The following is a 26,395-nucleotide window of genomic DNA, read 5'->3' on the forward strand; positions in this document are numbered from 1 at the left end:
TTTTCTGGCAAGTGGCACCGCGGCCAAGCGCAGAGGCAACGCGAATAAATGCTCGGCACTCGGATGTTTCCGGCAACCAAGCGCAAGCACACGGGCAATGACAACAAGAGGCGACATCAGCGGGACCGGCAGAATCGATCACGTCTCTGGAGGGACGTTCAGCGGGAATTCGATAGTTCTGCTCTAAAACGGAGAGCCAGCGCGGTTCTTTACCCCACCCCGGCTGGGGCGACATGCGGGCGCCGTTGTGGTGTGGCGCCAGCACGGGGCATTTGTGACGGCAAAGGCTCAGCGGCGGCGCTTGCGCAAACGTTCAATGGCGGCCAGTTGGGCAACGGCTTCAGCCAGTTCAGCCTGCGCACGTGCGTAGTCGAATTTGCTATTGCTGTTCTGCATGTGCTCTTCCGCGGCCTTGCGGGCTTGCTCGGCCTTGGCTTCGTCCAGATCGTGCGCGCGCACGGCGGTATCTGCCAGCACAATGACCTGCTCGGGTTGCACATCGACAAAGCCGCCGGCCACGAAGAGGATCACCTCCTCGTCGTTTTCCTGCGTGACACGGACGGTGCCAGGACGCAGGCGCGTAAGCAGACGTTCATGGCCGGGCAGGATGCCCAGTTCACCCTCGGTGCCGGGGATGACCACAAACTTGGCGTTGCCTTCGTACAGCCGTTCTTCTGCCGTGACGACATCGACCTTCAGCACCGGCATGGTGTCTCCTGTGTTACGCGCGTAGGTTCACACGGTAGCATGATGTGCGCCCGGCGCCCTCCTCGCAACTTGCTCCCATTCGGCGCACTTTGCGTTGACAAGCGCGTGGCACTTGACCACCGCCCACGCGCGCAGCCTTGGCTGACCGTAAGGTTTCACAGTATGTAGCGTCACAAACGCTGCCTAGACTGTGCGGCTGACGATCAGAAAGACATATCAGGGAAACACAAGCATGCTGGGCGATCTATTGATGTCGTTCTTCGAAGTGGCGCGCCAGGGCAGCGTCACCTCGGCTGCCAAGCGCCTGCGTCTGTCGCAGCCGACCGTGACCGGACGCATCCGCCAACTGGAAGAGATGTACGGCGTAGAACTGTTCCACCGCCGCGGCAGCCGGCTGGACCTCTCCGACTTGGGCGTAAGCCTCATGCCCATCGTCGAGCGCCTTGCGCAGCAGGAAGGCGACGTCGATTTTCTCCTGCGCAATGCCGGCGATCTGCGCACCGGCAACCTGCGGGTGGGCGCGACGGGCCCCTACTACATCCTGCCCAGCGTGGCGGCGTTTCGCGCGCGGCATCCGACCATCGAGATCACCATCGAATTCGGCAATTCGCAGCAGATGCTCGAGGCGCTGTCGGAGGTGCGCATCGACCTGGCTGTGTCGTCTCATGCGGTGGATGACGAACGCCTGCATCGCATCACGCTGGCCGAAGACACCATGGTGCTGGTCGTGCCGCTGGACCACGCGCTTGCGCGGCGGCCGAGCATCACGCTGGATGACGTTGCAGGCTGCCAGCTGTTGATGCGCGAACCGGGCTCGGTCACCCGCCGCGTTACCGAAGACGCGTTCGCCGCAGCCGGCATCGAGCCTGCCAGCACGAGCATCATCGGCAGCCGCGAAGCCATTTACGAGGCGATCAGCCTGGGGCTTGGCTGCAGCATCGTGCCCGCGCGGGAAGCACCGCGCCGCCCCGACGTGCGCGTGCTGCCGTTTGCAGACAACGCGCCGGTCATCCACGAATATCTGTACTTCCTGAAGGAGCGCAAGGACGCACGGCTGGTACGCGCGTTCCTCGACTGCCTGAACCCGCAGGTTGCGCAGGCACCGAAGAAAAACGCCAATGCGTTCATCGCCAAAGTTATGGCGATGGACACAGCCGCGACGCGCTAGGGCCGTAACCTCGCGGTTTTTCAACCGCCCCTGCCCGCCCGCTGTATGCAATCGCTTGCCCTGTTCGACCTGGACCACACCCTGCTGCCCATTGACAGCGAATACGAATGGGGCCGCTTCCTGGTCGCCCAGGGCGCCGTGGATCGAAGCGTTTTCGAGCAAGCCAACGAACGCTGGATGCGGGAATACCGCGACGGCACGCTCGACTTTGGGCGACACGCGCGCTTCTCGCTCGGCTTGCTGGCCCAGCACCCGCGCACGCGGCTCGACGCCTGGCGTGCCACGTTCCTGCGCGATGTCATCGCGCCCGCCATGCTGCCGCGCGCACGGCAACTGGTTGACACACACCTGCGCGCCGGCGACCTTTGCTGCATCGTCACCGCCACGCACCGCTACCTGACCGAGCCGATTGCCGCCGCCTTCAACGTGCCGCATCTGCTGGCGGTCGAGGGCGAGACCTTCAACGGTCAGAGCGATGGCGCGTTCACGGGCAACCCGCTCGGCACCGCCACGTTTGGCGCCGGCAAGATCGTGCGCGTGACGGAATGGCTCGCGCAGCGCGGCCAGCGCATGACGGACTTCTCGCGCACTGTGTTCTACAGCGATTCACGCAACGACCTGCCGCTGCTCGAGGCCGTCTCGCACCCCGTGGCCGTCAGCCCCGACCCCACCTTGCGGGCCGTGGCCGAATCGCGCGGCTGGCCCATCGTCGAACTCTTTGCTGCCTGAAAACAAGAACGCCCGCGCGGCGTGAACCGTGCGGGCGTCTTATTGGTGAACGACGCTCCGTCAGGCAGCCACCGTTGCGGGCACGCTTGCCGGCGGCGTCCATTGGGGCAGTTCGGTGCCGTCGACCAGCGCATCCATATGCCGATGCGCCAGCGCCGGTCCGACGCTCATGCCAATGCCGCTGTGCATCAGCGCGACGGTGGTGCGATCGTCGACGCGGGTGATCGAGAACGCGCCGCTGCCGGGTACATGGCACTTGGCGCCATATACGCCCTGCCAGCGTTCCACCACGCGCAGCTTGCTGCCGAAGGTGTCACGCGCGAGGTCGAGCATGATGTTGTCGACCGACTCGGCGTTGAACGGGCGTGCGTCCTGGCCGTAGTCGTGCGAATCACCAACGATCCAGTCGCCATAGGGCGTCGGGCTCACCAGCAGGTGAATGCCGTGGCGTGCCAGCTCGGGGCGCTGATGCTCGATCTGCATGGCCAGCGCCTGGGCGGTCGGCAAATCCGCAAATGCACCGTAGTGCGTGCATGACAGGCCGGTCAGCACGGCGTGTTCCAGGCGGAAGCCGTCTTCAGGCGTGACGCGCAGCATCTGCAGGCGGCACACCTGCGGTTGCAGAGCACGAAGGTGGTCAGCGCACAGGGTCTGGTAATCGTGACCGCTGCAGACGACGACGCGCTGGGCGTTGCACACGCCGGCGGTGGTCTCCAGCCGGCCGCCTTCCACATGGCGCACGAGCGTACCGAAATGGAAGCGCACGCCTTGCGTGGCCAGCCACGAGGCCAACGCCGGAATCGCTTCCCGCGAATAGAGCTGCAGATCGTCAAAGCCCTGGAGCGCTGCACGGTGGCGCATGAAGCGTCCATCGTAGAGGTTCGCCAGGTCTGCGCTGCGCAGCAGCTTGACGTTGTAGCCGAAGGCCGGTGCGCGCGTTGCCATGAACTCGTCCAGCACAGCTTCTTCTGCGGCATTGCGGGCAAATAGCAGAGCACCGTTGGCGCGCGCAAAGATGCCAGCCTTGTCGGCCCAGTCGAGATACAGCGCGCGGCTTTCGCGCGCGAGGTCCAGCATGATGCCGAGCGGCTGGCCGGTCACCAGCATCTGGCCGAAATTGCGAATGGATGCGCCGACGGCAATATCGCTGCGCTCGAATACCGTCACGCGCAGGCCGCGTTTGACGGCAGCGGCTGCGTGGGCCAAGCCCAAAATGCCAGCCCCGACAATGGCGACGTCGGTGCTGGCATCCAGGCCCCCTTGAGTTACGGGAGCTTGCATCGCTTACTTCTTCTCCGACTTGCCGTCGTAGCGCTTCGTCCACTCGGCCAGGATACGGTCACGATTGGCGCTGGCCCACGTAAAGTCGTTCTTGATCAGACGCTTTTCGTAGTCGGCTGGCAGCAGCGGATCCGGCTTGGAGAAGCCCGGCGTGGCGACCACGGCAAAGTTCTTCTCGTACAGCGCCATTGCGGCCGGGCTTGCGGAGAAGTCGGCCAGCTTCTTGGCAGCGTCCAGATTCTTCGTGCCCTTCATGATGCCGGTGGCTTCCACGTCCCAGCCCAGGCCTTCGGACGGCAGCACGATGTCGATGGGTGCGCCTTCCTTCTTCGACTTCACGGCACGGTATTCAAACGCGATACCGATCGGGAATTCACCCGAGGCCGCCATCTTGCAAGGCTTGGAGCCCGAGTGCGTGTACTGGCCGATGTTCTGGTGCAGGGCGTCCATGTAGGCCCAGCCCTTCTGCTCGCCCATCGTTTGCAGCCATGCGCTCACGTCCAGGTAGCCGGTGCCAGACGAAGCCGGGTTCGGCATGACGATCTTGCCGGCGTACACGGGCTTGGTCAGGTCGGCCCACGAAGTCGGTTTCGGCAGGTTCTGCTTCTGCGCTTCAACGGTGTTGAAGCAGATGGCGGCGCCCCAGGCGTCCATGCCCACCCATGCCGGCGGGTTCGCCTTGTCGCGGTAGGTAGCGCCGATCTTCGACAAATCCGCCGGTGCGTACGGCGTCAGCATGCCTTCCTTGTCCAGGATGGCCAGGCTCGATGCGGCCAGGCCCCACACCACGTCAGCGCGCGGGTTGTTCTTCTCGGCCAGCAGCTTGGCGGTGACAACGCCGGTGGAGTCGCGCACCCACTTGATCTCGATGTCCGGGTTGGCCTTCTCGAAAGCCTCCTGGTACGCCTTCACTTGATCAGCTTCCAGCGCCGTATATACGGTCAGCGTGGTCTTGGCAAAAGCCGACGTGGCGAAAGCCATCGCGGCCGAAGTGACTGCGGCGGCCAGCAGGGAAAGACGTGCGGTCATGGTTTCCTCGGTATGGTGTGATGCAGCGGAAAAGACAACAAACAGGACAACAAACTCAGATGCACTGCGGGCGCTCACCGCGCGCGAGGCGGCGGTTGATGTCGGCCACGACTTCAGGTAGATCGGCAATCGTGTCGATCTCGTAGTGCGGACGGCAGGCAGCAAAGCCGGCCGAGATGGCAACGCGATGACGCGCACGCTCATCCGCAGACAGTGCGATGTATTGCTCGTACGGCAGGCCCAGCGCGTTGCCCGACATGAGCAGCGCAACGGTCCACATGCCGGCGCGGCGACCCTCTTCGATGCCGGGCACCGTGTCGTCGACCTTCACGCAGGCCGCTACATCGCCAATCGCAAGATCGACCACGCAACGCAAGGCCTGCGCAGGCCACGGGCGCGCGCGGGGCACTTCGTCGCAAGCGACCACGCAGTCCGGCGTGTAGCCGGCACTGGCAGCCAGGTCGACTACACGGTCCATCACCACGCGCGGGTAACCCGAGCACGTGCCGATCTTCAGACCCGCTTCGCGTAGTGCGGCGACGGTGTCCAGGGCGCCCGGAATCATGGCGGAATGCGCGCCGACCTTTTCGATCTGCAGCGGCATGAAGCGGTTGTAGATGGCGGTGACATCGTCATCGGTCGGCATGCGGCCATGCGCGAGCGAGAAACGTGCGGCAATTGCGCCGTCGTTGCACAGCGTGCGGATGTGGTCCCACTTGCCCAGGCCCATCGGGCCGCGTGCCTCGTCCAGCGTGATGGCCACGCCAAATTCGGCAAACGCTTCCACGAAGATCTGCGTGGGCGCAAACGAGCCAAAGTCGACCACGGTGCCGGCCCAGTCGAGCACCGCAGCTTCCAGCCGCAACGGCGTGCTGCCCTGATTGAGGCGGTCTGCGCCCGCCTGGCGCGCCGTGATTGGGGAGGAATCACCCATGTTCTTGCTTCCTTTCTGCTGTTGCAATGACGGACTACGAATGACGAACTGCGAATTCAATGCGCTGCCGTGCGCCAAGCCTGCGTGCGGCGCACGATGCCGCGCATGGCGAGTTCCAGCAGCAGCGATACGACGATCGACGTGGCGAGAATGAGCGTGGACATGGCCGCAGCGGGGCCGATGTCGCCGGCGTCGTCCATGTTCAGCACGGCCACGGAAGCGAGCACGGTGTCGGGGCTGTAGAGAAAGATCACCGCCGACACGGTGGTCATGGCCGACACGAACAGATAACGCGCGCACGACAGGACGGCGGGCAGGCACATCGGCAGCGTCACGCGCCAGTACGTGCGCAGCGCCGACACCTTGAGCGAGGCCGACACCGCTTCGAACACCGGATCGAGCTGCCCGAGCGACGCCACCGACGTAAGGTGCGCCGCCGTGGCGCAGTGCATGATCGTGCAGAGCACCATCAGCGCCATGCCGCCATACAGGCCGTTGAGCGGATTGGCCGGATGGTTGAAGAAGAAGACGTAGCCCAGACCGAGCACGAGGCCGGGCACTGCCATCGGCAGCAGCACGGCAAAGCGGATGGCCGAGTGCAGCCCGGATTGCAACCATCCGGCAGCGCGTGTCTTTTCGACCAGCCATGCGCCGCTGAAGATCAGTACGGTACCGAAAACGGTCGTGAGCGCCGCCAGCTTCAGGCTGTTGCGATACGCCAGCCAGCCGCCGCCGTCCATGTTGTCGAAGTCGTAGTTGCGCAGCGACAGCTCGAGGTTGTACGGCCAGAGTTTCACCAGCGATGCGCCAACGGCAGTGGCAAGCATCAGCAGAATCCCGCCGACCACCAGTACGCTCAGCAGCAGGAAAAGCCCGTCGCGCAGGCGATCCGGCTGCGGGTGATAGGGTTGTGCGCGGCTGGCCAGCGCGGCGTGCTGACGGCGCTGCACGAGGCGCTCCACCGCAAAGGTCAGCAGCGCTGGCAGCAACAGCATCAAACCGATGACGGCGCCGCGCGCAAACTGCTGCTGCCCTACCACCGCCTTGTAGGCCTCCACGGCCAGCACCTGGTAGCTGCCGCCCACCACGGTCGGCACGCCAAAGTCGGTCGCGACCAGCGTGAAGACCAGCGCAAAGGCGCCGAACAAGCCGTAGCGTGCGCCGGGCAGCGTGACCGTTCGGAACGTGCGCCACGGGCTCGCACCCATGGCACGCGCGGCGTCATACAAGCGACCGTCTGCGAGCGTAAGTGTCGCCAGCAGCAGCATCAGTGCATATGGAAAGGTGTAGAACAACTCGCCCAGCACGATGCCCCAGAAGCCGTAGATGTTGCCGCCGTTCATCCATGCCTTGAACAGGCCCTGGTTGCCGAACAGGTAGACCAGCGCAATGCCGGGCAGCAGCGACGGTGCAAACAGCGGCAGCATCGCCAGCGTGCGCATCGTGCCGCGCAATGGCATGCGCGTGCGTTGCACCGCATAGGCAAGCGCAAACGCCAGCGGCACCACAATCGCGGCCACGGCACTGGATACGGCCAGCGTGCGCCCCACCATGGCAAGAAAATTCGGCGCCTGGACCACGTGGGCTACCAGCGCGAAGCCATGCTCGTCTGTGCTGCGCACGCTGGCGACGAGGCCCGTGGCCTGCAACAACATCATGGCCGTGGGAAGCAGCAAGCCGATGGTGAGCAACAGCAGCCAGCCAAGCTTCATGCCAGTCAGCACCGGAGCATCCGTACGCCAGAATGGCCGGCTCGCAGCGCGAACCGGTTCGGATTGCGTGGCCGCAACCACGTGGGTCTCGGGGGGCAGCATCGACATCGTGGCCTCAGGCATACACGCGCAGGCCGTCGCGCTCCAGCGCGATCCACAGCTTGCTGTCGCCCAGGCCGCTGCGGCCAACTTGCAGCGCGCTCGATGCCACTTCGGCCACCAGCGGTGCATCGGCCAATCCATCGATCGACAGCGTCACGCGCGTGCGGCTGCCCAGGTAAATCTGATCGACCACGCGGGCCAGATGGCGGTTGGGGGCGTCGTCGTCGGGGTGCAGCGTGACGGCTTCGGGGCGGCAGAACAGGCGGCCCGGCGTGGACGCACTATCTGCGAAAGCCGGATCGAGCAGCAGCGGTTGGCCGGCCAGCGTGGGCGTGCCATCTTCCGCGCGTTCCAGCGGCAGCCAGTTGGCCTGGCCGACAAACCCGGCGACAAACCCGGTGGCCGGGCGCGAATAGATCTCCGCCGGGGAGCCGGTCTGCTCGATGCGGCCGTTGGACATGACGGCGATGCGATCGGCCATTGCCATGGCCTCGTCCTGGTCGTGCGTGACCATCAGCGTGGTGACGTTCAGCTTGCGCTGCAGGCGGCGCAGCTCGACGCGCAGGTGTTCGCGCACCTGGGCGTCCAGCGCCGACATCGGCTCGTCCAGCAGCAACAGCGACGGTGCCGGCGCCAGCGCGCGGGCCAGTGCCACGCGCTGCTGCTGGCCGCCCGACAACTGCGACGGGTACTTCGCCTCGCTGCCGGCCAGGCCAACCAGCGCGAGCATCTCCGAGACCCGCTCCTGCATGCGCGCACGGTTGCCGTTGCTGGCGTCCAGTCCGTAGCCAACGTTCTGCGCCACCGTCAGGTTGGGAAACAGCGCATACGACTGGAAGACGATGCCGTAGTCACGCTCGCGCGGCGCCAGGTTGGAAATATCGCGGCCACCGGCGACGATCTGGCCGCCGTCGTGCGCCTCCAGCCCGGCAATGATGCGCAGCAAGGTCGTCTTGCCGCAGCCCGACGGGCCCAGCAGGCAGACGAATTCGCCCTGCGCGACATCCAGCGACACACCGTCGAGTGCGGTGAACGCGCCAAAGCGGCGCGAGACTTGCCGCACAGACAGGAACGGCGCGGCAGAACCCGCGGTCGGGTAGATAACAGGCGGAGAGATGGGCACGGGGGCGCAGACAATGGCAAAAACGGTCGCCACTGTAGCCAGCCGACATGTACCCCTTGTGGCAGTTACCCCAAAAACGCCAATGCGCGCATTTCCGGATTTTGGTTCGGTCTATGACGCGACGGGCCGGACTTCGCTCAGGAAGGCGGCAATCAAGCGCACATCGCGCCGATCCTGCAGGCAGTACAGGTATTCGCTCAGTTCCGGCGCGCCACCTTCAAAGGGCAGCACACGCAGATCGGCGTGGCTTGGCACTTCCTGGCGGGCGATGACGCTCACCCCCAGATTGCGCGTGATGGCCTCCCGGATGGACTCCCGGCTGCCGATCTCGACCGTGGAAGCCGGCGTGACGCCTGCCTGGGCCATCATTGTTTCCGTCATGGCGCGGGTGGTCGACCCGACTTCGCGCACCAGCAGCCGGCATTGCGACAGCGCGCTGACCGGCACGCTCGTCTGGCCGGCGAGCGCGTGGCTTCGATGCACGACAAGCACGAGCGGATCGCGCGCCAGTTCAATGCGCAGAAAACGCGCGTCGTCCACCCGCTGCGACGACGACGCCACGTCGACGCGGTACTCCTGCAGCGCTTCGAGCATCTGCACCGAATTACCGGCTTCGATGCTGACGTCAATGCCGGGATGGCTTTTGCAGAACCGATCCACGATGTCGAGCACGTAATACGGCGCCGTCGCGCCAATGCGCAGGTGACCCGATCCCATGTCGCCGGAGTTGCGCAGGAAAAAGTCAATCTCGGTTTCCTGGCGCACGAGCTGGTCCACCAGGGGCATCAGCCGCACGCCCGCGTCCGACAAGGAGAGCCGGCGCCCGCCCCGGTAGAACAGCTCTACGCCGTAGGCCTCTTCAAGGGCGCGGATTTGCGAAGTCACGGTCGGCTGCGACAGGCCAAGCTGCTTGGCTGCCAGCGTGATGCTGCCCAGGCGGGCAACCATGAAGAACGATTTGAGCTGCGCAACGAGCATCGGCGGGTGACGTATTGAGCGCGTTTGCGGCGCGGTGAATGAGCGGGCGGCCCATTCTAGCGGACGGTACCGTCGCCAAAGTGGCGCCAGGCGCCCTCCTCCATTTTCTGCATCTACATCTGGGGGCTACGACTTTTTCAACCTTTTCGACAACGCAAACTTTGCGCACCCCCACATCGGGGGGAATTGGCGCCTGTGAAGGCGTTATTTCCACGGATCGAATCCGCCACTTCACCTAGAGAATCCGTCGGCATGTTGCGCTTGAGGCAGTCACGAGCCGCCCTTGCGCACGCATTCGGTATGTGCGGATTTGGAGAGAAGTGGATGGAACGCAGCAGCAACGTCGTGCGCGGCACGAAGCAATGGACCATCGCGATGATGGTGGCAGCAGCAGGCACCCTGGCCGCATGTGGCGGGGGCGGAGGCGGCGGCAGTTCAGGGGCCACCCCGGCAGCCACGCAAGGCTCGTCCGCCAATATCACTGTGGCGGCGGCGTGCAGCGGGTCGAACTGCGGCGCACTGGGCAACACCTACGCCGGCTCCGGCGTGGGCGTGTGGCAAGCGACAAATACGGGCGCAGCGGCCGGCTCGGTGCCGGTGTCGATCGCGGGGCTCACGGGCCAGAGCGTGACGCTCGTCTACACGAACCAGAGTGCGGCGGCGCAGCCGATGCCATCCGTCTCGCTGACGGGCCTGGGGCTGCTGAACGCCACGGGCGCGCCGGTCGCCAAGCCTGCCGCCGACGTGGCCGGCAATGACGCCAACGCGGCGTTCGACCGCCAGCTTTCCGATTTCAACATCCATGCGCTGGACGGCTACGCCACCGGCGGCAGCCCGCTCAAGACGCAAGGCGCCTCCAACGATACGGTGCTGCGTCCGCAGTCGGTCGCCAGCGTCGGCACGCAGCGAACGTGGAACCACCAGCAGCCGGACGGCACCGCCACCGTGCGTACGGCCACGCTGCGCCAGCAAACCACAGCCACCGACGGCCGCATCGTCAACCTGTGGGTGGAAAACACCGAATACGGCTCCAGCAAGATCAGCGACGGCATCATCAACACGCTCATCACCAAGTTCGCTTCGGGCACGCAGTCGGTCTATACGCTGGCCACTTCGCTGGTCGGCCAGCCGTGGGGCAGCTACTCCAGCTCGGCCAGCCTGATCGACCCGAACCAGGCGCTCGACATCGTGGTGCTGAACATCCAGCCCGACGGCCAGGCCTATGGCCGCGTTGGCTACTTCTGGGCACGCAACAACTTCACCACCAGCTCGCAGCCGCTGTCGAATCAGTCGCTGTCGCTGTATGTGGATTCGGAAACCATTTACCTCGGCGGCACCGACGGACTGAATACCGTCATCTCGACGCTCGGCCATGAGTTCACGCACATGGCCAACTTCTACCAGCGCGGCGTGCTGCACGGCTCGCAGTACATGTACGGCACGTGGCTGGAAGAAATGACAGCGATGACGATGGAAGACGTGCTCTCCAGCCAGATCGATCCGACCTTCAACAACGTGCGCGACAGCCGCTTCCCGGCCTGGCTGCAAAGCGCGTACGACTGCTCGCTGACGGCGTTCGATCCGTCGCTGTCTTCGTCGTGCCCGGGGTATCCGATTTCGGGCAGCCTGGGCGGCTTCCTGCTGCGCCAGTACGGCATTGCGTACTACACGAACCTGCTGCAGAACTTCTCGTCGACGGATTCGACTGCGGTATTGAACAACGCCATCCAGGCCGGTGGTGGCGCAGGCCTGGGCGATGCAACGGGCCGCTGGGGCACGGCGGTCGCGCTGCTGCCGGTGCCGGGCAGCCCGTCGGGCTTCGCGTATCCGGCGCGCTCGGACAGCGGTTTCTCGATCCCGGCGCTGAATGGCCCGAGCTACAGCAGCCAGCGCACCATGCCGACGTCCGTGCCGGCCACGCTGCAAGGCTTCGGCCAGTTCCCGGTGGCGCGCGGCACGAAAGCCGGCACGTACAGCGAGACGATCACGGTGCCGGCGTATTCCACGGTGTCGATCATCATCCACTGACGGCGCGCGGCGCAGGGAGCCTCCCTGTAGGGTTCCGCCGAGCGGCGGAATCCAGCGACGCATCCAAAAGAAAAAGGCGCCGGGGGCTGAATGCCCCCGGCGCCTTTTTCACATCACACATCAGCGCGTCAGGAACGACCCGACGCAGCTGCGACAACGCATTTACATCTGCACGGTGTCGGCGACTTCCTTGAAGTCTTCGATCTGGTCGAAGTTCATGTACTGATAGATCTTGTCGCCGTTCGCGGTGAGCACGCCCATGTCGGCCATGTACTCTTCCTTGCTCGGAATCTTGCCCAGACGCGAGCAGATTGCCGCCAGTTCCGCCGAGCCCAGATACACATTCGTGTTCTTGCCCAGGCGGTTCGGGAAGTTGCGGGTCGACGTCGACATGACCGTCGCGCCTTCGCGCACCTGAGCCTGGTTGCCCATGCACAGCGAGCAGCCCGGCATTTCGGTACGCGCACCGGCCGTGCCGAACACGCCGTAATGGCCTTCTTCGGTCAGCTGCTTCTGGTCCATCTTGGTCGGCGGCGCCACCCACAGCTTGACCGGAATGTCGCGCTTGCCTTCCAGCAGCTTCGACGCCGCACGGAAGTGGCCGATGTTGGTCATGCACGAGCCGATGAACACTTCGTCGATCTTGGCGCCGGCCACGTCGGACAGCGTCTTCACGTCGTCCGGATCGTTCGGGCAAGCCACGATCGGCTCATGGATGTCGGCCAGATCGATCTCGATGACGGCAGCGTACTCGGCGTCGGCATCCGGCTGCAGCAGTTGCGGATCGGCCAGCCACTGCTCCATCGCCTTGATACGGCGTTGCAGGCTGCGCGGGTCTTGGTAGCCCTGCGCGATCATCCACTTGAGCAGCGTGATGTTGCTGTTCAGGTATTCAATGATCGGTTCCTTGTTCAGGTGCACCGTGCAACCGGCGGCCGAACGCTCGGCAGAGGCGTCCGACAGTTCGAACGCTTGCTCGACCTTCAGGTCAGGCAGGCCTTCGATCTCGAGAATGCGGCCCGAGAAGATGTTCTTCTTGCCTTGCTTGGCAACCGTCAGCATGCCTTGCTTGATGGCGTACAGCGGAATCGCGTTGACGAGGTCACGCAGCGTAACGCCCGGCTGCATCTTGCCCTTGAAGCGGACCAGCACCGATTCCGGCATGTCCAGCGGCATCGTGCCGGTAGCAGCCGCGAAGGCGACCAGGCCCGAGCCTGCCGGGAAGCTGATGCCGATCGGGAAGCGCGTGTGCGAGTCACCGCCGGTGCCGACGGTGTCGGGCAGCAGCATGCGGTTCAGCCACGAGTGGATCACGCCGTCGCCCGGGCGCAGCGCGATACCGCCGCGCGTGCTGATGAAGTTCGGCAGCGTCTGGTGCGTCTTCACGTCCACCGGCTTCGGGTACGCGGCGGTGTGGCAGAACGACTGCATCACCAGGTCGGCCGAGAAACCCAGGCACGCCAGGTCCTTCAGTTCATCGCGGGTCATCGGGCCCGTGGTGTCTTGCGAGCCGACCGAGGTCATCTTCGGTTCGCAGTACGTGCCCGGGCGGATGCCTTGGCCTTCCGGCAGGCCGCACGCGCGGCCAACCATCTTCTGCGCCAGCGAGAAGCCCTTGCCGCTGTCGGCCGGCTGATGCGGCAGGCGGAACAGCGTCGACGGTGCGAGGCCCAGCGCTTCACGCGCCTTGGCGGTCAGGCCGCGGCCGATGATCAGCGGAATGCGGCCGCCGGCGCGCACTTCGTCGAACAGCACGTCGGACTTGACCTGGAATTCGGCGATGACCTTGCCGTCCTTCAGTGCCTTGCCTTCGTACGGGCGCAGTTCGACCACGTCGCCCATTTCCATCTGCGACACGTCGAGTTCGATCGGCAGTGCGCCGGCATCTTCCATCGTGTTGTAGAAGATCGGGGCGATCTTGCCGCCCAGGCACACGCCGCCGAAGCGCTTGTTCGGAACGAACGGGATGTCTTCGCCCGTGAACCACAGCACCGAGTTCGTGGCCGACTTGCGCGACGAGCCCGTGCCGACCACGTCGCCCACGTAGGCAACCAGGTGGCCCTTTTCCTTCAGCGATTCGATGAACTTGACCGGGCCGCGCTTGCCGTCTTCTTCCGGCGTGATGCCAGGGCGCGCGTTCTTCAGCATCGCCAGCGCGTGCATCGGGATATCCGGGCGGGTGGTGGCGTCCGGTGCAGGCGACAGGTCATCGGTGTTGGTTTCGCCCGTGACCTTGAACACGGTGATGGTCAGGCTTTCCGGCACTTCCGGACGGCTCGTGAACCATTCGGCGTCGGCCCAGCTTTGCAGCACGGCGCGCGCGTTCGCGTTGCCCTTGTCGGCAAGTTCCTTGACGTCATGGAACTGGTCGAACATCAGCAGCGTCTTCTTCAGCGCCTCTGCGGCGGTGGCACCGACTTCAGCGTCGGACAGCAGCTCGATCAGCGGCTGGATGTTGTAGCCACCCAGCATCGTGCCGAGCAGTTCGGTGGCGCGGGCACGCGAAATCAGCGCGCAAGCGGTCTCGCCCTTGGCGACAGCAGCCAGGAAGCCTGCCTTCACGCGGGCGGCTTCGTCCACGCCAGCGGGCACGCGATGGGTGATCAGGTCGAGCAGCGTCTGCTCTTCGCCGGCGGGCGGGTTCGTCAGCAGTTCGACCAGTTCGGCGGTCTGCTGAGCCGTCAGCGGCAGGGGAGGAATACCGAGCGCGGCGCGCGCGGCCACGTGAGCGCGAAAGTTTTCAAGCATGGGAGACCTGCTGAGATGACGTTACAGGGGATCTTTTCAGGCACCCCGAGGCTGGTCCGGGCGCCGCTTGGGCGCGATTCTAATCGCAATACCCCACACGGTCAAATGTCTTATATCTTATATAAGAGTCAAGCGTGCGACCGGGCACCGACGCCGGCCATTCGGCGATAACGGCCTACCTGCCATCAGCGCGCATCCTGTGGTGGATTCTGCGGATATGCCGCTTGGCACAGCTCCAGCACTTCAGTGCGAAACCATTGATGCGCCGGATCGTGATCGAGGCGCGGATGCCAGATCTTTGAAATGGTGAAAGCGGGTATGGCCAGCGGCAGCTCGAAATACTGCAGCCCGTTGGCAGCCGCGTAATCCGTTACAAAGGCATTACCCAAGCAGGAATATGGAACGGCGGCCAATAAGTCCGAATGGCGGGCCAGTTGCATAGCGCTCATATAGGACGGCACCACGATTGCCACCTTCCGCCGAAGGTTTGGCGGCTCCAGTGCCACGTCGATCGCATTTTCCGCTTGCCCCGTACGCGAAACCATGACGTGGCCACATGCGGCCCATTGCTCCAGGCGGATGTGAGCATCGCCCAGGAGAGGATGGCCCACGCGGCACACCCCGACATAGCGATCGCGGAAAAGCGGCCGTGTACGGACTTCAGGGGCGGCCGTTCGGACAATACCGATCTCCAGATCAATCGCACCGTCCCGCAGGGGCTGGGCGTTCCAGTCCGGCTTGGGCGTGAAGCGGACTTGCACGCCCGGCGCCGTACGATGGATGCGGTCCATCAAGGCCGCGCCAAGTAAATCGACGAAGCCTTCACCCGCGCGCACGGTGAAGCATTGCTCGAGGGTAGCGACGTCGAACCGATGTTCGGCACGCCCCAGCGCCGCCTCCGCTTCACGGGTCAGTGCAGGAATACGTTGGCTCAGTTGCTCGGCATAAGGTGTAAGCACCAGCGCGCGGCCAGCCTGCAACAACAGGCGATCGCCCGTCGCCATGCGCAGGCGCGAAAGCGTGCGGCTCATGGCAGAGACACTGAGATTCAGACGCCGGGCCGCGCCGGTGACGCTACGTTCACTGAGCAATGCATCCAGCGCAGTCAGGAGGTTGAGGTCGACGCGTGACATGCGGCCAGAATAATCGAAAACCGATCCAATTATGGCGTCTGGTGCAATCGTGGATTGTCGACCAGGCGTCTGGTGCAAAGCACGAGCTATTCCCACAATACACGGCATCCCCTGCGCACAACGGAGAATGCCTTGTCCAACGCTCCCACCCACCCGCCCACCGTTTTGCTGATCGGCGCCTCACGGGGCCTTGGTCATGCCATGGCGGCCGAGTTTCTCAAGAAGGGATGGAACGTCGTGGGCACGGTCCGCGCCGGCAACGACAGGACGCTCTTGCACGATCTTGCCAATGCGCATCCAGACCGGATCGCCATCGAAACGCTGGACATCACGCGGCCCGAGCAGATCCGGGCCCTGAGCGAGCGCCTGTCCGGCCGGACGTTCGATGTTCTGTTCGTCAATGCGGGGACGACCAATCCGGATCCGACGCAGACCATCGGCGAGGTATCCACCGAGGATTTCGTGGCGCTCATGATGACCAATGCGCTCAGCCCGATGCGCGTGGTCGAAAGCCTGGCCCATCTTGTTCCGCCGGCTGGGCTGATCGGGATCATGTCGTCAGGGCAAGGCAGCATTGCCGACAATGAATCCGGCCAGCGCGAACTCTATCGTGGCAGCAAAGCGGCACTGAACCAGTTCATGCGCAGCTTCGCTGCGCGCCAGGCGCACACGCCCTTAGCCATGCTGCTGGTGGCCCCCGGTTGGGTGCGCACCGACCTCGGCGGACCCGAGGGACGATTGTCAATCGAAGAGAGTATTCCGGGCGTCGTGAACGTGATTCTGAACAAACTGGGGCGTCCCGGCCTCGAGTATCTCGACTACCGCGGCAGGACCGTTCGGTGGTGAGTGGGTTCAACGCATGTTCGACGACAAACACGCACGCCTGCTAGGCCTCCTGACGTGCGCCTTAATGGGCGCATACCGCTCAGAGTTGTAGAACGCCAACGCTTTTGGGGGGAGCATCTTCCGGAGAGGCACGCTGTCGGCGGCACGATACACAGCACCGGAATCCCCACGGAAGAAAAGGACGGCGCGGTTCTACTGCAAGGTGTTAGCGCAACCCGACTCGTTCACGAAGAAGGCTGACGGCGCAACGGCGTCCATATCAAAGCCTTTGTCCCAGAGCATGTCCCCCGCCTGCAGTTCGAGCCGAATACTCAACCAGTCGGCGACTCGGCGACACGGGCACCCAGCTCCAGTTCAGCGGGGCCGCCAGTCTCTTCAATCTGTGCATTCCGCATTGCATCCCCCCGCGTTCCGAAGCAGGACAGGTATCGAATGTGTTCGAGCGTATCCGAACGTCAACCGCAGTCGCACGGGAAGACTCGGAAGCCTGCGCGGCGCGCGTTCAAAAAAAACGCGCTGTGTAGGCTCCTTTGATTTGCTGCGCGGGCTTACTGCGATCGTCGCCGCCCTCCTCGGTGAAAACTCGCTGCTTGCGTACGGGCTCGCATTCGCAAGCGGAGAACCTTGGGCAAGCGCGCTGACCCTTGCTATCTGCACAAACGATTTTCTACACACCCAAAGGCAAGTCAGCGACGCACGCTGCCGCGGCAGAAATAACCGCATCGCGATTCGGTACATCCTGAAAACACGCATCCACTCAACACCTCGCGCGATGTACTCAGAAAATCGCTAGACATTGCGTTCAATCGTTCATACCTTGAAGCTGTTGGACGCGCCGCACAGAATGGCGCCCGCTTCCGGGAGAAGCGGGGGACACAATAACGAGGGTCCCATGGAATTAATCGTAAAAGCACAAAAAGGCCACGTCGAAATACGCACCCAGCGACGAGCCGACGGCAGATGGGCCAGCGAGTTCCGCTACGCGCCTACCGGGCGAGCACCGTCGGAATGGAAGTCTGCATGCTCCCCCGAAGGCTTCGTAACAGAAGGCATGGCGTTGAGTGCGGCGATTCTGCTCGGCAAGCAGACCGCTGAAGAAGGCACCGCCGCCCTACCCGCCGCCGCATAGCGTTGGCCAGCCCGGGAAGCGGTATGGCGCAACGCCACACTACCGCCTACCGCCTCCCGCCACCAGACCAACACCCTACGCCAACGGCACTGGCAATGCCCCACCCTCCAACCCCATGCGGGCGGGCCGCTGCCTCAATGATCGCGAATCCCCTCCCCGTTCTGCCGCCGCTGCAGCGCTGCTCGCGTGGTCAACACTTCGTCGAAAAACGCATCGCTGTATGCGGGCAATGTTCCAAACTCAGCAGCCAGCGGGATCGCCTCTTCAAGACTTGCATTGAATGCATCGAGCGCGCCCTCAGCCGCCGAGGGAGGCAGGTAAGGCAAGACCGCCTCGCGAAACTTCATCAACACCACCATGCGCGCAGCAATAGCGCCCATGGACTCCAAGTTGCGCCGGAGAACTGCTTTGACTTGAATGAGCTCGTCGGAATTTTTCGGTTCGCCTGTCATAGGTCCTCTTCAGTGCAGAAAAGCCGTACGCCGTCAGAGGCGTTCTCCAAACAAACGCCTTCACTCAAGTTAAGTACGACTCTCTCTTTTACACAGAGGGTGAGCGCGCGCAGAGTTGATCCTGCTCAAGCGCAGCCGCCGTACGCGGTATCAAAAGAAGCCGGCTGGCGAGCCCGCGATCATGTCGCGCGCCGACTTCACGAGACCGACGAGGGATAGAGGATCGCTGAGGTCATCGGTGTCCGCTCGCCACGACTTCCGCACGTGATTTGCGCGACAGCGTATGGCTAGCGATCCGATCGCTCGACGACGACCTCGCTAACCTGCAGCACCGGTGCGATGTCGGTGTAGTTGGCAATGTCGCCCAGGATCTCGGCGCCGTGCTCTCGCATGGCGGCCTGGAAGCCTTCGGCCGAATCACAGATCAACGCGCACATCGCCACGAAGGCAGGCGGTGTACCGGGCGCTCCACCGGCCAAGCCCTTTTCGACGGTGTAGTAAGCGCAGGCGCTGCCCAACCTGGCCTTCACCATCGGCATGTGCCGGTCGCGGTAATAGGTGTGGTCGAAGCGCGTTCCTTCGGTGTACGGGTACATCACGGTGACCTTGATCATGCGGTTCTCCTTGCCATCATTGACGTCGTCGCCCAGCGATTCTCGTGAGTGCCGATGATCATACCGGCTTGCAGTCGACGGGGCTTAAGACTTCCGTTCCGGGCGACCGGACAGACCGTTACATCGGCATGCTCAGTCCTGTAGGTCGCCAATGCCGCTGGGAGGAGACAGCCGATTACGCCAAAGAGCCGGTCGTCATCTTCGCCGGCAGCTATCGGCACAAGCGCTGCCGCGCGCTGACCGACTTTGCTCGGGCGTCGGTGCAAATTTCGGATTTGGGCGGCGGCGGTGCAGGCCAGCGAGGTTGGCCACTATTGGCCGAAGGAAACCATTCGGCCCATGGATGCGCTTGCACGCAAAGTTGGGCGTTCACAGCGATCTGGCAGAGGCATCAAATGCAGAGTTGGCGAGATGCCTGACCGTCAAATCAACGAATGCAGACAAGCGGTTAAGCCGCCTCAAGTCGCGGTGGTAGCCCATCCAGATCTCGCGATGCGGCGGTTCCACGTCCAGCTCCAGCCGGCGGATACCGTGGGTCTGGTCACCCAGCGGGCGCGGCAGCACTGCAATGCCCATTCCCATCACGCACATCTGCGCTTTGACGTTCCGGTTGTTCGAATGCAGCGCGACGCCTGCATTCGGAAACATTTCTCTCAGCCATGCCGTATCCGGAAACGACCCACTTAATACATCCGGCGTAATCAGCCGATATCCGCTGCCGTCGCCAGCGACCGGGGCGGGCCCGGTGGCAGACACGTAGACGCCATAGCGCATCTGGAGCAACCGCCGCTGGACGATGTCCTGCTCCTCGAACGGCACAATGCGAAACGCCACATCAGCCTCCCGTTGCGCCAGGTTGAACAGGCGCGTTCCGGTAAGCACCTCAATCTGGACTTGGGGGTATTTGGCCGCATACGCCGCCAGCACCGGAGGCAACACGTAGGCGCCAAACCAGTCGGCGGAGGTCACGCGTAGCGTGCCGTCGAGCGCTTGTTGCTTCCCGGCCAGTCGCCGCTCCATCGCCAACGCGCCCTCTTCTATCTGCTCGGCAAGAGGAAGCACTCCCATCCCTTCTTCAGTCAGAACGAAACCGTCGGCCGTCCGCTGAAACAGCACCTGCCCTGTGGCCTCTTCCAAAGCGCGCAATCGCCTGCCCACGGTCGGGTGGCTCACGCGCAGAGCCCGTGCAGCGGCACCGAGCGTGCCCGTGCGGGCGACAGCAAGAAAGATCCTCACATCACTCCACTCCATGTCACCCCTTACAAAACTGAACGGACGGTGTTCATTATATTCAGTTGATGAACAGTATCGAACGTTGCGAGACTACGCTCCATCGCCAGCCGAACGATTGGCTGCAGTCAACAGCCCGGCTGGCTCCGTTCAAGCTGGGCCTGACTTTCTGGAGAAAGCAAAGCAAATGGAAATCGGAATCATCGGCCTTGGTGCGATGGGTCGGGAAATCGCACGCAACCTGGCTGCGGCCGGCCACAAGGTTGTCGCATGGAATCGCTCGGGCGGCAGCGTCGCAGGCGTGCGAATGATGGATACGCCAATGCAGGCATTGCAAGCCGACATGGCATTGACCATGTTGTCCGACGACTCTGCCATTCGCAGCGTGTTGATGGAAGGCGATCTTCTGGCGCAGGCAAGGCCTGGCTTGGTGCATGTGGTGTCGTCCACGATCTCGGCTGCGTTTTCACAAGAGTTGGCGGATCATCATCGCGCCCACGACATCGCCTTTGTCGCCTCGCCGGTACTGGGACGGCCCGATGTCGCTGCGCGGGCCGAGCTCAACATTCTTGCCGCCGGTGACCCGGCCGCGATCGATAAGGTCAAGCCCGCGCTGGAGGTGATTGGTAAGCGCATCTGGCACATGGGCGACGATCCGCGCATGGCGTATGCCGCCAAACTGGCGTGCAACATGATGATCAGCTTCGCGATCGAAGCGATGGCCGAAGCGGTGGTGCTGTCCGAAGCGCATGGTGTGCCGCGGGAACGCTTTCTGGAACTGAGCCTCGGCACCTTGTTTGGCTCTCGCCCCTATCAGACCTACTCCGGCAACATCATCAAGAACGAATATCCGCCAGGCTTCAAGGCGACACTGGGCCTGAAGGATCTGCGGCTGGCGAAAGAAGCCGCACGGGACGCCAACGGCGAGCTACCTATGCTCGACATCGTTTATGCGCGCATGCAGGACGCTGTGGATGCCGGCTACGGCGACCAGGATTGGTCGGCGATGGCCAGAGCCACCTTGAATGGGAAATGACGTAGGTGGCCATGTTGCTGCCAACCCAAACCGCACTCCCGCCGCGCCGTTTTGATGCCAATGCGGCCACCGATACAGAAAAGACGATCATGAAATATCGACATCCAATGACCAAGCTGTTTGTCCTCTGCAGCCTTCTGGCCATGTCTCTGCTACTGCAGTCTGCAGCCCACGCGGCAGCTCCCTTTGCTCGTACCTTAGCGCCAGGCTTTTACCGTTTCATGTTGGGTGGTTATGAGATCACCGCACTCAATGACGGCACACTGGAATTGCCGGTTGACCAGTTTCTGACGAACACCACACCGCAAAAAGTCAACGAAGTGCTGGCCGAGAATTACCTACAAAGTCCGCTCGAAACGTCCTACAACGCCTTCCTGATCAATACGGGTGCCAAACTGATTTTGATCGATACCGGCGCAGGCAACATCTTCGGCCCGCACCTGGGGAGGTTGGCAGCCAACATGAAGGCATCCGGTTACGCGCCGTCCCAGGTGGATGAAATCGACATCACGCACATGCACGCAGACCATATTGGTGGGCTGACGACGGATGGAGACATGCGCTTTCCCAATGCGATCGTCCGCGTCCATCGTCGTGAGCTGGATTACTGGCTAAGCGAGGCGAACATGGCCAAGGCGCCAGAGGGCAATCGCGGCGACCAAAAGGGCAGCTATCGCCGTGCGATGACGATCATGGAGCCCTACATCAGAGCAGGCCGCGTGCGGCCGTTTGACGGCGCGCAAGAGTTGAGCCCCGGCATCCATGCGTACCAGAGCGCTGGACATACACCTGGGCACGTGGGTTACATGATCGAGAGCCAGGGGAATCGCTTGATGGTCGTGGGCGACATCGTGCATGTCGCGGCTATTCAATTTGAGGATCCGACGGTCACCGTTTCGTTCGATAGCGACAGCCAGTTAGCCGAACAGGAACGCATCAAGGAATTCACCCGCATCGCCAACGACAAGATACTTTTCGCCGCCGCTCACGTGCCTTTTCCGGGACTCGGGCATCTGCAAGCGGATAAGCATGGCTTCCGTTGGATTCCCATCAACTACTCGGCCGGGAAATAGTCTCAACAGATGCAGCGATCCAAACGCTCGACGATGACCTCGCTGATCTGGACCACCGGCGCGACGTCGGTGTAGTTGGCGATGCCGCCCTGGGTCTCGGCGTGGTGTGGTTGGACAGCGGCGTCGGAACCTTCGGCCAAATCCGACAGACCGTTACATCGGTGCAGATTTCGGATTTGATTGAGGCAGCGGTACAGGGTTGAGCCGGGGCTCGCATCGCTGGCCGGGTTGGCCTAGCGATGCGGGTCGTTGAGGCTGGCCGTCATTGGCCGAAAGCGGATGTTGACCGCCCGACTTCTGAAGAGCTGTTTCCGATCCTGAAGAGGCACTCAGGTTATTGGAACCGACGTGATACCTTGCAGCAAGCACTGCCCCTCCTCGACAAGAACGCCTAGCACGCGCCTTCGGCAATCACGATCGAGCCGGCTCATGGCAGTTCAACATCCATTGCACACCGAAGCGATCCGTCAGTTTTCCGTAGTAGTCCCCCCACGGCTGCATGTCGAGTGCAGTCGTCACGAGGCCTCCTGAACTCAACGCACTGAACAGCTGATCGGTCGATCGCCTGCTGTCCATCGCCAGATGGTGCGCGGACTCTCGCATCGGCTCTGCGTCATCGTTGTCCGAAGCATAGAAGGCGATACCATCCCCTTCGAATTTGGCGTGCAGACCTTGCCACGCATTGCCTCGCTCTTGGGCGGCATCCCGTCTGCGCCGTATCGCACCATCTCTACAATCCGGCCCAGCCCGCATGCCTCATAGCAGCGCAGAGCCTCCTCGCAGGCGTCGGTAAAGAATAGGTAATTTGAAAGCAGCATCAAGCACTCCTTCCTGGCCCTGGGATGCCCACTTCGACTCCAAGGGCGACGTTTTCCGTGAGTCGCTGAGGCAAGGAATGGACGATTTGCGAAGAGGTGTTCTTCACTTCCAATCAGAGCATGGGCGCGCCTGGTGGCCAGAGTTTGTGCGGTTCTATCTCAGCGCAAAGCGAACCTGCGACCTGTCGGAAAGCTGCACGCTGCAGACGTTGCCGACTGAAGTGGCTCGCTCCGATCAGGAGTCGCGCGCCGCCTTCGAAGTGGCATTGCGCGAAGTTGCACAGACTGTCGTAGATGGCCCCGCGTCGCCCCGCGTCCCGCGGAACCTTGAAGCAGCGTATTCAGCTTTGGCTTCCTTAGTAGGCGCGGTGACACTCGCACGTGCGGTTGGAAGCCCGACCTTTGCAGATCAGATTGCGAATGCGGCCGAGTTGGCGCTGCTGGGCTCAGTTCGACCCAGGTAAGTTTGCTTGCCAGAAAACGGCTGAAACACGCAGCGGGCTTCTGGCCCGCGCAGCCATAGAGCTTATGGCGCATGGGTAAGACGGGCGGCCGGATAGTCGCCCTTTTTTCTTGGCGCTGCTCGTCGCAGAGGTGATTGGCAAGCTCCGCCAATCCGAACCCATGGCCAAAGGCAGACCCGCATTTTCATTTCACAAGTGACAGCCGCAAAACTTCGCTAACGTGCCGCCGATACGCAGCCGCAGTCCAGCCGCGCTTGACCACCAGATCATCCCAAGTCGCAGATGAGGTGAGTGACCAAATAAGATCCGCAGCGGCAGTAACCGAAATCCCATCACGGAGTGTGCCGTCTGCTTTGATACGGGCGGCAACGACACGGCAGCCTTCCAGGCGATCGCTTTGCCGGTCTTGCCATGCCTGCTCTGCATCGGGATCTTGCCGTCGCAGAAGTTCAAAGGCATCTGCAAGCGGCTTGTACGCGGGGCACAGTCGAGCCTGTCGGTCTACAAGGGCCAGCAGTGCTGCAAGACCGTTCTCAGCCGCCCTGATGCGGGCCTGCTCTTGAACAATCCCCCGCTTGCCGTCTACATATCGAAGCAGCGCGACGAATAGATCCGCCTTGTTCTCAAAGATCAGATACAGCGCTTGGCGGGACAGGTCTGCCTGCTTGGCAATCTGACTCATCGTGATGCCGGTAGCGCCGCCCTCGATGAGCGCCAATGTGGCTAGCAGAATCCGGGCGCGCGTCGTTGGCTCTGGACTTGACACTGTGTAAACTCCAACTTAGTTTACACAGTGTAAAGCGGCGTTCTCCTTTTGAGAATGGCCCAACTGGAGAACACCATGCAAGTACACATATTTCGAGGCCAAGGTCGCGTATTCGGTTTCACGTTGGATGAGCGCGGCACGAACCTGCCCGAGCGGCACGGCCCGTGGAGCCCGTTCAAGGTGCTCGACATGCACCCGGACGAGCCGCACCGTGGCGTCGATGTGAACTCGTGCCTGGACGATATCGAGCAGTACGGATTCCACCTCACCGACGCGCACGAGCGAATTACGCACTTGAATGTGGCCTAGCTGCGATGCTAACGGCAGCCCGCCGGGGTGCAGGCGTTGGGCGTATCGTCAGACTCGATCCGTCGCGCTCAAAGAGCCAACCGCTCGACGATGACCTCGCTGACCTGGACCACTGGCACGATGTCGGTGTAGTTGGCGATGTCGCCCAGAATTTCGGCGCGGTGCGGTTGGATGGCCGCCTCGTAGCCTTCGACCGAATCACAGATGAACGCGCACATCGCCACGAAGGCGGGCGGTTCTCCGGGCGCCCTGCCCGTCAAGCCTTTGTCAACGGTGTAGTAAGCGCAGGCGCTGCCCAGCGCGGCCTTCACCATCGGCATGTGCCGTTCGCGGTAGTAGGTGTGGTCGAAGCGTGCGCCTTCGGTGTACGGGTACATCACGGTGACCTTGATCATGCGGTTCTCCTTGCCATCAATGGCGTCGTCGCCCTGCGATTCTCGTGACAGCCAACGATCATACCGGCTTGCGGCTGACGGAGCCCCGGGGCTTCTGTTCCGGTCAAGTCAGGCAGACCGCTACCCCGGCATGCTCATCGTCCTGCAGGCTGAGGACGCAAAAGAGCCGGTCGTGATTTCCGCGGGCAGCCATCGGCACAAGCGCGCCCGCGCGCTGACTGACTTTGCGCGGGCGTCGGTGCAGATTTCGGATTTGATTGAGGCGGGGGTGTAGGGGGTTGGCCTGGGGCTCGCATCGCTGGTCGGGTTGGCGGCGGTGCGGGCAATCTTGACTGGCTGCTTCTGGCTGCGGATTCAACCGGTCAATGCAACACACTAGAGACTGCATGAGCAGTGGAGGTGTTGCAAATGAAACAACGGCGCCGGATCTATTACACAGAGAGTCAGAAGGCACTCATGTGGGAGCGCTGGCGTAAGGGCGACTCTCTCCAGCATATTGCCCAACTGTTCGATCGGAACCATTCTTCTGTACAAGGGATTCTCGTGCAGACCGGCGGTATCCAGCCGGCACAACGCCACCGCTCCAGGCTGGCGTTGACGCTTGCCGAGCGAGAAGAGATCTCTCGCTCGGTTGTGGCGGGGCTCTCGATACGTTCGATCGCCTCCCGGCTAGGGCGAGCTCCGTCCACCATTAGCCGCGAACTCCGGCGAAATGGTGGAATCCATAGCTATCGCGCAAATCGGGCCGATGAACTTGCCTGGGTTCGAGCACGGCGTCCCAAGCTATGCAAGCTCGTTAGAAACCGGACCCTAGCGCAGGTCGTGGCAGCCAAGCTGCGGCTACAGTGGTCCCCTGAGCAGATTGCCGGCTGGCTCAAGCATGCATATGCCGTCAACAAGGACTACCCTGGTGTCACACGAGACGATCTATCGCAGCCAGTACATACAGGCCCGCGGTGCGCTTAAGAAGGAGCTGCTCGAACACTTGCGGCGTGAAAGAGCCATGCGTCCTTGGCGGCACCATACGCAGAAGACGGACGACCATGGCCGGATCTCTGAGACGCTGCCGATCAGCGAGCGGCCTGCTACGGCGGAGGACCGTGCGGTGCCCGGCCACTGGGAAGGCGACCTGCTCTTCGGCAGCGCTAACAGCCAGATCGTCACCTTGGTCGAGCGTCAGACTAGGTCCGTGACGCTGCTGAAAGTGGCCAGCAAAGATACGGGGACTGTGATCAACGCCCTGATCAAGAACGCCGTCAAATTGCCTCAGGAACTGTACAAGTCGCTGACGTGGGATCGCGGCAAGGAGATGGCCGACCACAAGCGCTTCACCGTTGCTACGGACATCAAGGTCTACTTCTGTGTCCTCATCATCCCTGGCAACGCGGCTCGAACGAGAACACGAACGGCCTCTTGAAACAGTACTTCCCGAAAGGTACTGATCTCTCCATGCATTCGCAGGCTAAGCTCAATGCTGTCGCCAGACGACTCAACGAGCGTCCGCGCAAGACTCTAAACTTCGATACGCCAGCGGAACGATTCCATCGATCTGATGCATTGACCGGTTGAATCGGCAGCCGAAAGCGGACG

Annotated in this window: 25 protein-coding genes and 1 pseudogene; 10 read left to right on the forward strand and 16 right to left on the reverse strand. The window is 62.9% G+C overall.

Annotation, left to right across the window (positions count from 1 at the left end):
• Nucleotides 1-288: 288 nt before the first annotated feature.
• Nucleotides 289-708 carry a F0F1 ATP synthase subunit epsilon gene (locus tag BM136_RS21320; protein ID WP_092975430.1) on the reverse strand — a complete coding sequence of 140 codons (420 nt, stop codon included), beginning with the start codon at nucleotides 706-708 and terminating at the stop codon, nucleotides 289-291.
• A gap of 232 nt (nucleotides 709-940) precedes the next feature.
• Here BM136_RS21320 and BM136_RS21325 point away from each other — a divergent pair, with 232 nt between their 5' ends.
• The gene (locus tag BM136_RS21325) at nucleotides 941-1,876 is read left to right on the forward strand and encodes a LysR substrate-binding domain-containing protein (protein WP_092975433.1); all 936 of its coding nucleotides are present in this window, start codon (nucleotides 941-943) and stop codon (nucleotides 1,874-1,876) included.
• Between the two features lie 45 nt (nucleotides 1,877-1,921).
• On the forward strand, nucleotides 1,922-2,605 hold the full coding sequence (locus BM136_RS21330) for an HAD family hydrolase (RefSeq protein WP_092975436.1): 684 nt from the start codon (nucleotides 1,922-1,924) through the stop codon (nucleotides 2,603-2,605).
• 60 nt (nucleotides 2,606-2,665) lie between these two features.
• Here the strand turns inward: BM136_RS21330 and BM136_RS21335 are convergent, their stop codons facing one another.
• The 6 genes from BM136_RS21335 to BM136_RS21360 all read right to left on the reverse strand — a co-directional run bounded on the left by BM136_RS21335 (nucleotide 2,666) and on the right by BM136_RS21360 (nucleotide 9,764).
• Nucleotides 2,666-3,886, reverse strand: a complete 1,221-nt coding sequence (locus BM136_RS21335) for a TIGR03364 family FAD-dependent oxidoreductase (RefSeq protein WP_092975439.1) — start codon at nucleotides 3,884-3,886, stop codon at nucleotides 2,666-2,668.
• 3 nt (nucleotides 3,887-3,889) lie between these two features.
• Entirely contained in the window at nucleotides 3,890-4,915 is a 1,026-nt protein-coding gene (locus tag BM136_RS21340; RefSeq protein ID WP_092975442.1) for a putative 2-aminoethylphosphonate ABC transporter substrate-binding protein, read from the reverse strand.
• A 55-nt stretch (nucleotides 4,916-4,970) separates the two neighbouring features.
• The gene (gene phnX / locus BM136_RS21345) at nucleotides 4,971-5,849 is read right to left on the reverse strand and encodes a phosphonoacetaldehyde hydrolase (protein ID WP_092975594.1); all 879 of its coding nucleotides are present in this window, start codon (nucleotides 5,847-5,849) and stop codon (nucleotides 4,971-4,973) included.
• 56 nt (nucleotides 5,850-5,905) lie between these two features.
• Nucleotides 5,906-7,669, reverse strand: a complete 1,764-nt coding sequence (locus BM136_RS21350; protein ID WP_092975445.1) for a putative 2-aminoethylphosphonate ABC transporter permease subunit — start codon at nucleotides 7,667-7,669, stop codon at nucleotides 5,906-5,908.
• A gap of 7 nt (nucleotides 7,670-7,676) precedes the next feature.
• The gene (locus BM136_RS21355) at nucleotides 7,677-8,786 is read right to left on the reverse strand and encodes a putative 2-aminoethylphosphonate ABC transporter ATP-binding protein (RefSeq protein ID WP_254775724.1); all 1,110 of its coding nucleotides are present in this window, start codon (nucleotides 8,784-8,786) and stop codon (nucleotides 7,677-7,679) included.
• Between the two features lie 111 nt (nucleotides 8,787-8,897).
• Nucleotides 8,898-9,764 carry a LysR family transcriptional regulator gene (locus tag BM136_RS21360; protein ID WP_092975451.1) on the reverse strand — a complete coding sequence of 289 codons (867 nt, stop codon included), beginning with the start codon at nucleotides 9,762-9,764 and terminating at the stop codon, nucleotides 8,898-8,900.
• A 324-nt stretch (nucleotides 9,765-10,088) separates the two neighbouring features.
• Between BM136_RS21360 and BM136_RS21365 the strand changes: the two genes are divergently transcribed.
• Complete coding sequence (locus tag BM136_RS21365; RefSeq protein ID WP_092975454.1) at nucleotides 10,089-11,792, forward strand: M30 family zinc metallopeptidase; 1,704 nt, start codon at nucleotides 10,089-10,091, stop codon at nucleotides 11,790-11,792.
• 162 nt (nucleotides 11,793-11,954) lie between these two features.
• Here the strand turns inward: BM136_RS21365 and acnB are convergent, their stop codons facing one another.
• Together acnB and BM136_RS21375 are read right to left on the reverse strand one after the other, a co-directional pair.
• Nucleotides 11,955-14,540, reverse strand: a complete 2,586-nt coding sequence (acnB, locus tag BM136_RS21370) for a bifunctional aconitate hydratase 2/2-methylisocitrate dehydratase (protein WP_092975457.1) — start codon at nucleotides 14,538-14,540, stop codon at nucleotides 11,955-11,957.
• A gap of 185 nt (nucleotides 14,541-14,725) precedes the next feature.
• Nucleotides 14,726-15,673 (reverse strand): LysR family transcriptional regulator, encoded by a 948-nt coding sequence (locus BM136_RS21375; protein ID WP_092975460.1) that lies wholly within the window; start codon nucleotides 15,671-15,673, stop codon nucleotides 14,726-14,728.
• A 111-nt stretch (nucleotides 15,674-15,784) separates the two neighbouring features.
• Between BM136_RS21375 and BM136_RS21380 the strand changes: the two genes are divergently transcribed.
• On the forward strand, nucleotides 15,785-16,519 hold the full coding sequence (locus BM136_RS21380; protein ID WP_092975597.1) for an SDR family NAD(P)-dependent oxidoreductase: 735 nt from the start codon (nucleotides 15,785-15,787) through the stop codon (nucleotides 16,517-16,519).
• A gap of 892 nt (nucleotides 16,520-17,411) precedes the next feature.
• Entirely contained in the window at nucleotides 17,412-17,648 is a 237-nt protein-coding gene (locus BM136_RS25240; RefSeq protein ID WP_139219390.1) for a hypothetical protein, read from the forward strand.
• 134 nt (nucleotides 17,649-17,782) lie between these two features.
• Here BM136_RS25240 and BM136_RS21385 read toward each other — a convergent pair whose 3' ends face one another.
• From BM136_RS21385 to BM136_RS21400, 3 genes are all read right to left on the reverse strand, one after another.
• Nucleotides 17,783-18,100, reverse strand: a complete 318-nt coding sequence (locus tag BM136_RS21385; RefSeq protein ID WP_092975462.1) for a hypothetical protein — start codon at nucleotides 18,098-18,100, stop codon at nucleotides 17,783-17,785.
• A 287-nt stretch (nucleotides 18,101-18,387) separates the two neighbouring features.
• Complete coding sequence (locus BM136_RS21390) at nucleotides 18,388-18,714, reverse strand: EthD family reductase (RefSeq protein WP_092975465.1); 327 nt, start codon at nucleotides 18,712-18,714, stop codon at nucleotides 18,388-18,390.
• A 369-nt stretch (nucleotides 18,715-19,083) separates the two neighbouring features.
• Nucleotides 19,084-19,965 carry a LysR family transcriptional regulator gene (locus BM136_RS21400; protein ID WP_092975471.1) on the reverse strand — a complete coding sequence of 294 codons (882 nt, stop codon included), beginning with the start codon at nucleotides 19,963-19,965 and terminating at the stop codon, nucleotides 19,084-19,086.
• A gap of 166 nt (nucleotides 19,966-20,131) precedes the next feature.
• On the opposite strand from BM136_RS21400, the gene BM136_RS21405 reads away from it, so the two are divergent.
• Nucleotides 20,132-20,980 carry an NAD(P)-dependent oxidoreductase gene (locus BM136_RS21405; protein WP_092975474.1) on the forward strand — a complete coding sequence of 283 codons (849 nt, stop codon included), beginning with the start codon at nucleotides 20,132-20,134 and terminating at the stop codon, nucleotides 20,978-20,980.
• An 11-nt stretch (nucleotides 20,981-20,991) separates the two neighbouring features.
• Nucleotides 20,992-22,053: an MBL fold metallo-hydrolase gene (locus tag BM136_RS21410; RefSeq protein WP_368073448.1), complete on the forward strand. Its 1,062-nt coding sequence runs from the start codon at nucleotides 20,992-20,994 to the stop codon at nucleotides 22,051-22,053.
• A gap of 2 nt (nucleotides 22,054-22,055) precedes the next feature.
• Here BM136_RS21410 and BM136_RS25435 read toward each other — a convergent pair whose 3' ends face one another.
• The 3 genes from BM136_RS25435 to BM136_RS21425 form a co-directional block, all read right to left on the reverse strand.
• Nucleotides 22,056-22,193 (reverse strand): hypothetical protein, encoded by a 138-nt coding sequence (locus tag BM136_RS25435; protein WP_175537187.1) that lies wholly within the window; start codon nucleotides 22,191-22,193, stop codon nucleotides 22,056-22,058.
• Nucleotides 22,194-22,464: 271 nt separating this feature from the next.
• Nucleotides 22,465-22,572, reverse strand: a complete 108-nt coding sequence (locus BM136_RS25770) for a VOC family protein (protein ID WP_368073449.1) — start codon at nucleotides 22,570-22,572, stop codon at nucleotides 22,465-22,467.
• Nucleotides 22,573-23,519: 947 nt separating this feature from the next.
• A complete protein-coding gene (locus BM136_RS21425; RefSeq protein WP_092975477.1) occupies nucleotides 23,520-24,101 on the reverse strand; it encodes a TetR/AcrR family transcriptional regulator in 582 nt (193 codons plus the stop codon).
• Between the two features lie 75 nt (nucleotides 24,102-24,176).
• On the opposite strand from BM136_RS21425, the gene BM136_RS21430 reads away from it, so the two are divergent.
• Nucleotides 24,177-24,410: a hypothetical protein gene (locus BM136_RS21430; RefSeq protein ID WP_092975480.1), complete on the forward strand. Its 234-nt coding sequence runs from the start codon at nucleotides 24,177-24,179 to the stop codon at nucleotides 24,408-24,410.
• A gap of 68 nt (nucleotides 24,411-24,478) precedes the next feature.
• Here BM136_RS21430 and BM136_RS21435 read toward each other — a convergent pair whose 3' ends face one another.
• Entirely contained in the window at nucleotides 24,479-24,805 is a 327-nt protein-coding gene (locus BM136_RS21435; RefSeq protein WP_092975483.1) for an EthD family reductase, read from the reverse strand.
• Between the two features lie 130 nt (nucleotides 24,806-24,935).
• Between BM136_RS21435 and BM136_RS25440 the strand changes: the two genes are divergently transcribed.
• Nucleotides 24,936-25,079, forward strand: a complete 144-nt coding sequence (locus tag BM136_RS25440) for a hypothetical protein (RefSeq protein WP_175537182.1) — start codon at nucleotides 24,936-24,938, stop codon at nucleotides 25,077-25,079.
• 134 nt (nucleotides 25,080-25,213) lie between these two features.
• Nucleotides 25,214-26,374 (forward strand): annotated as a pseudogene (locus BM136_RS21445) (IS30 family transposase).
• Nucleotides 26,375-26,395: the final 21 nt, after the last annotated feature.

Source organism: Ralstonia sp. NFACC01 (assembly GCF_900115545.1).
Taxonomy (GTDB): domain Bacteria; phylum Pseudomonadota; class Gammaproteobacteria; order Burkholderiales; family Burkholderiaceae; genus Ralstonia; species Ralstonia mojiangensis.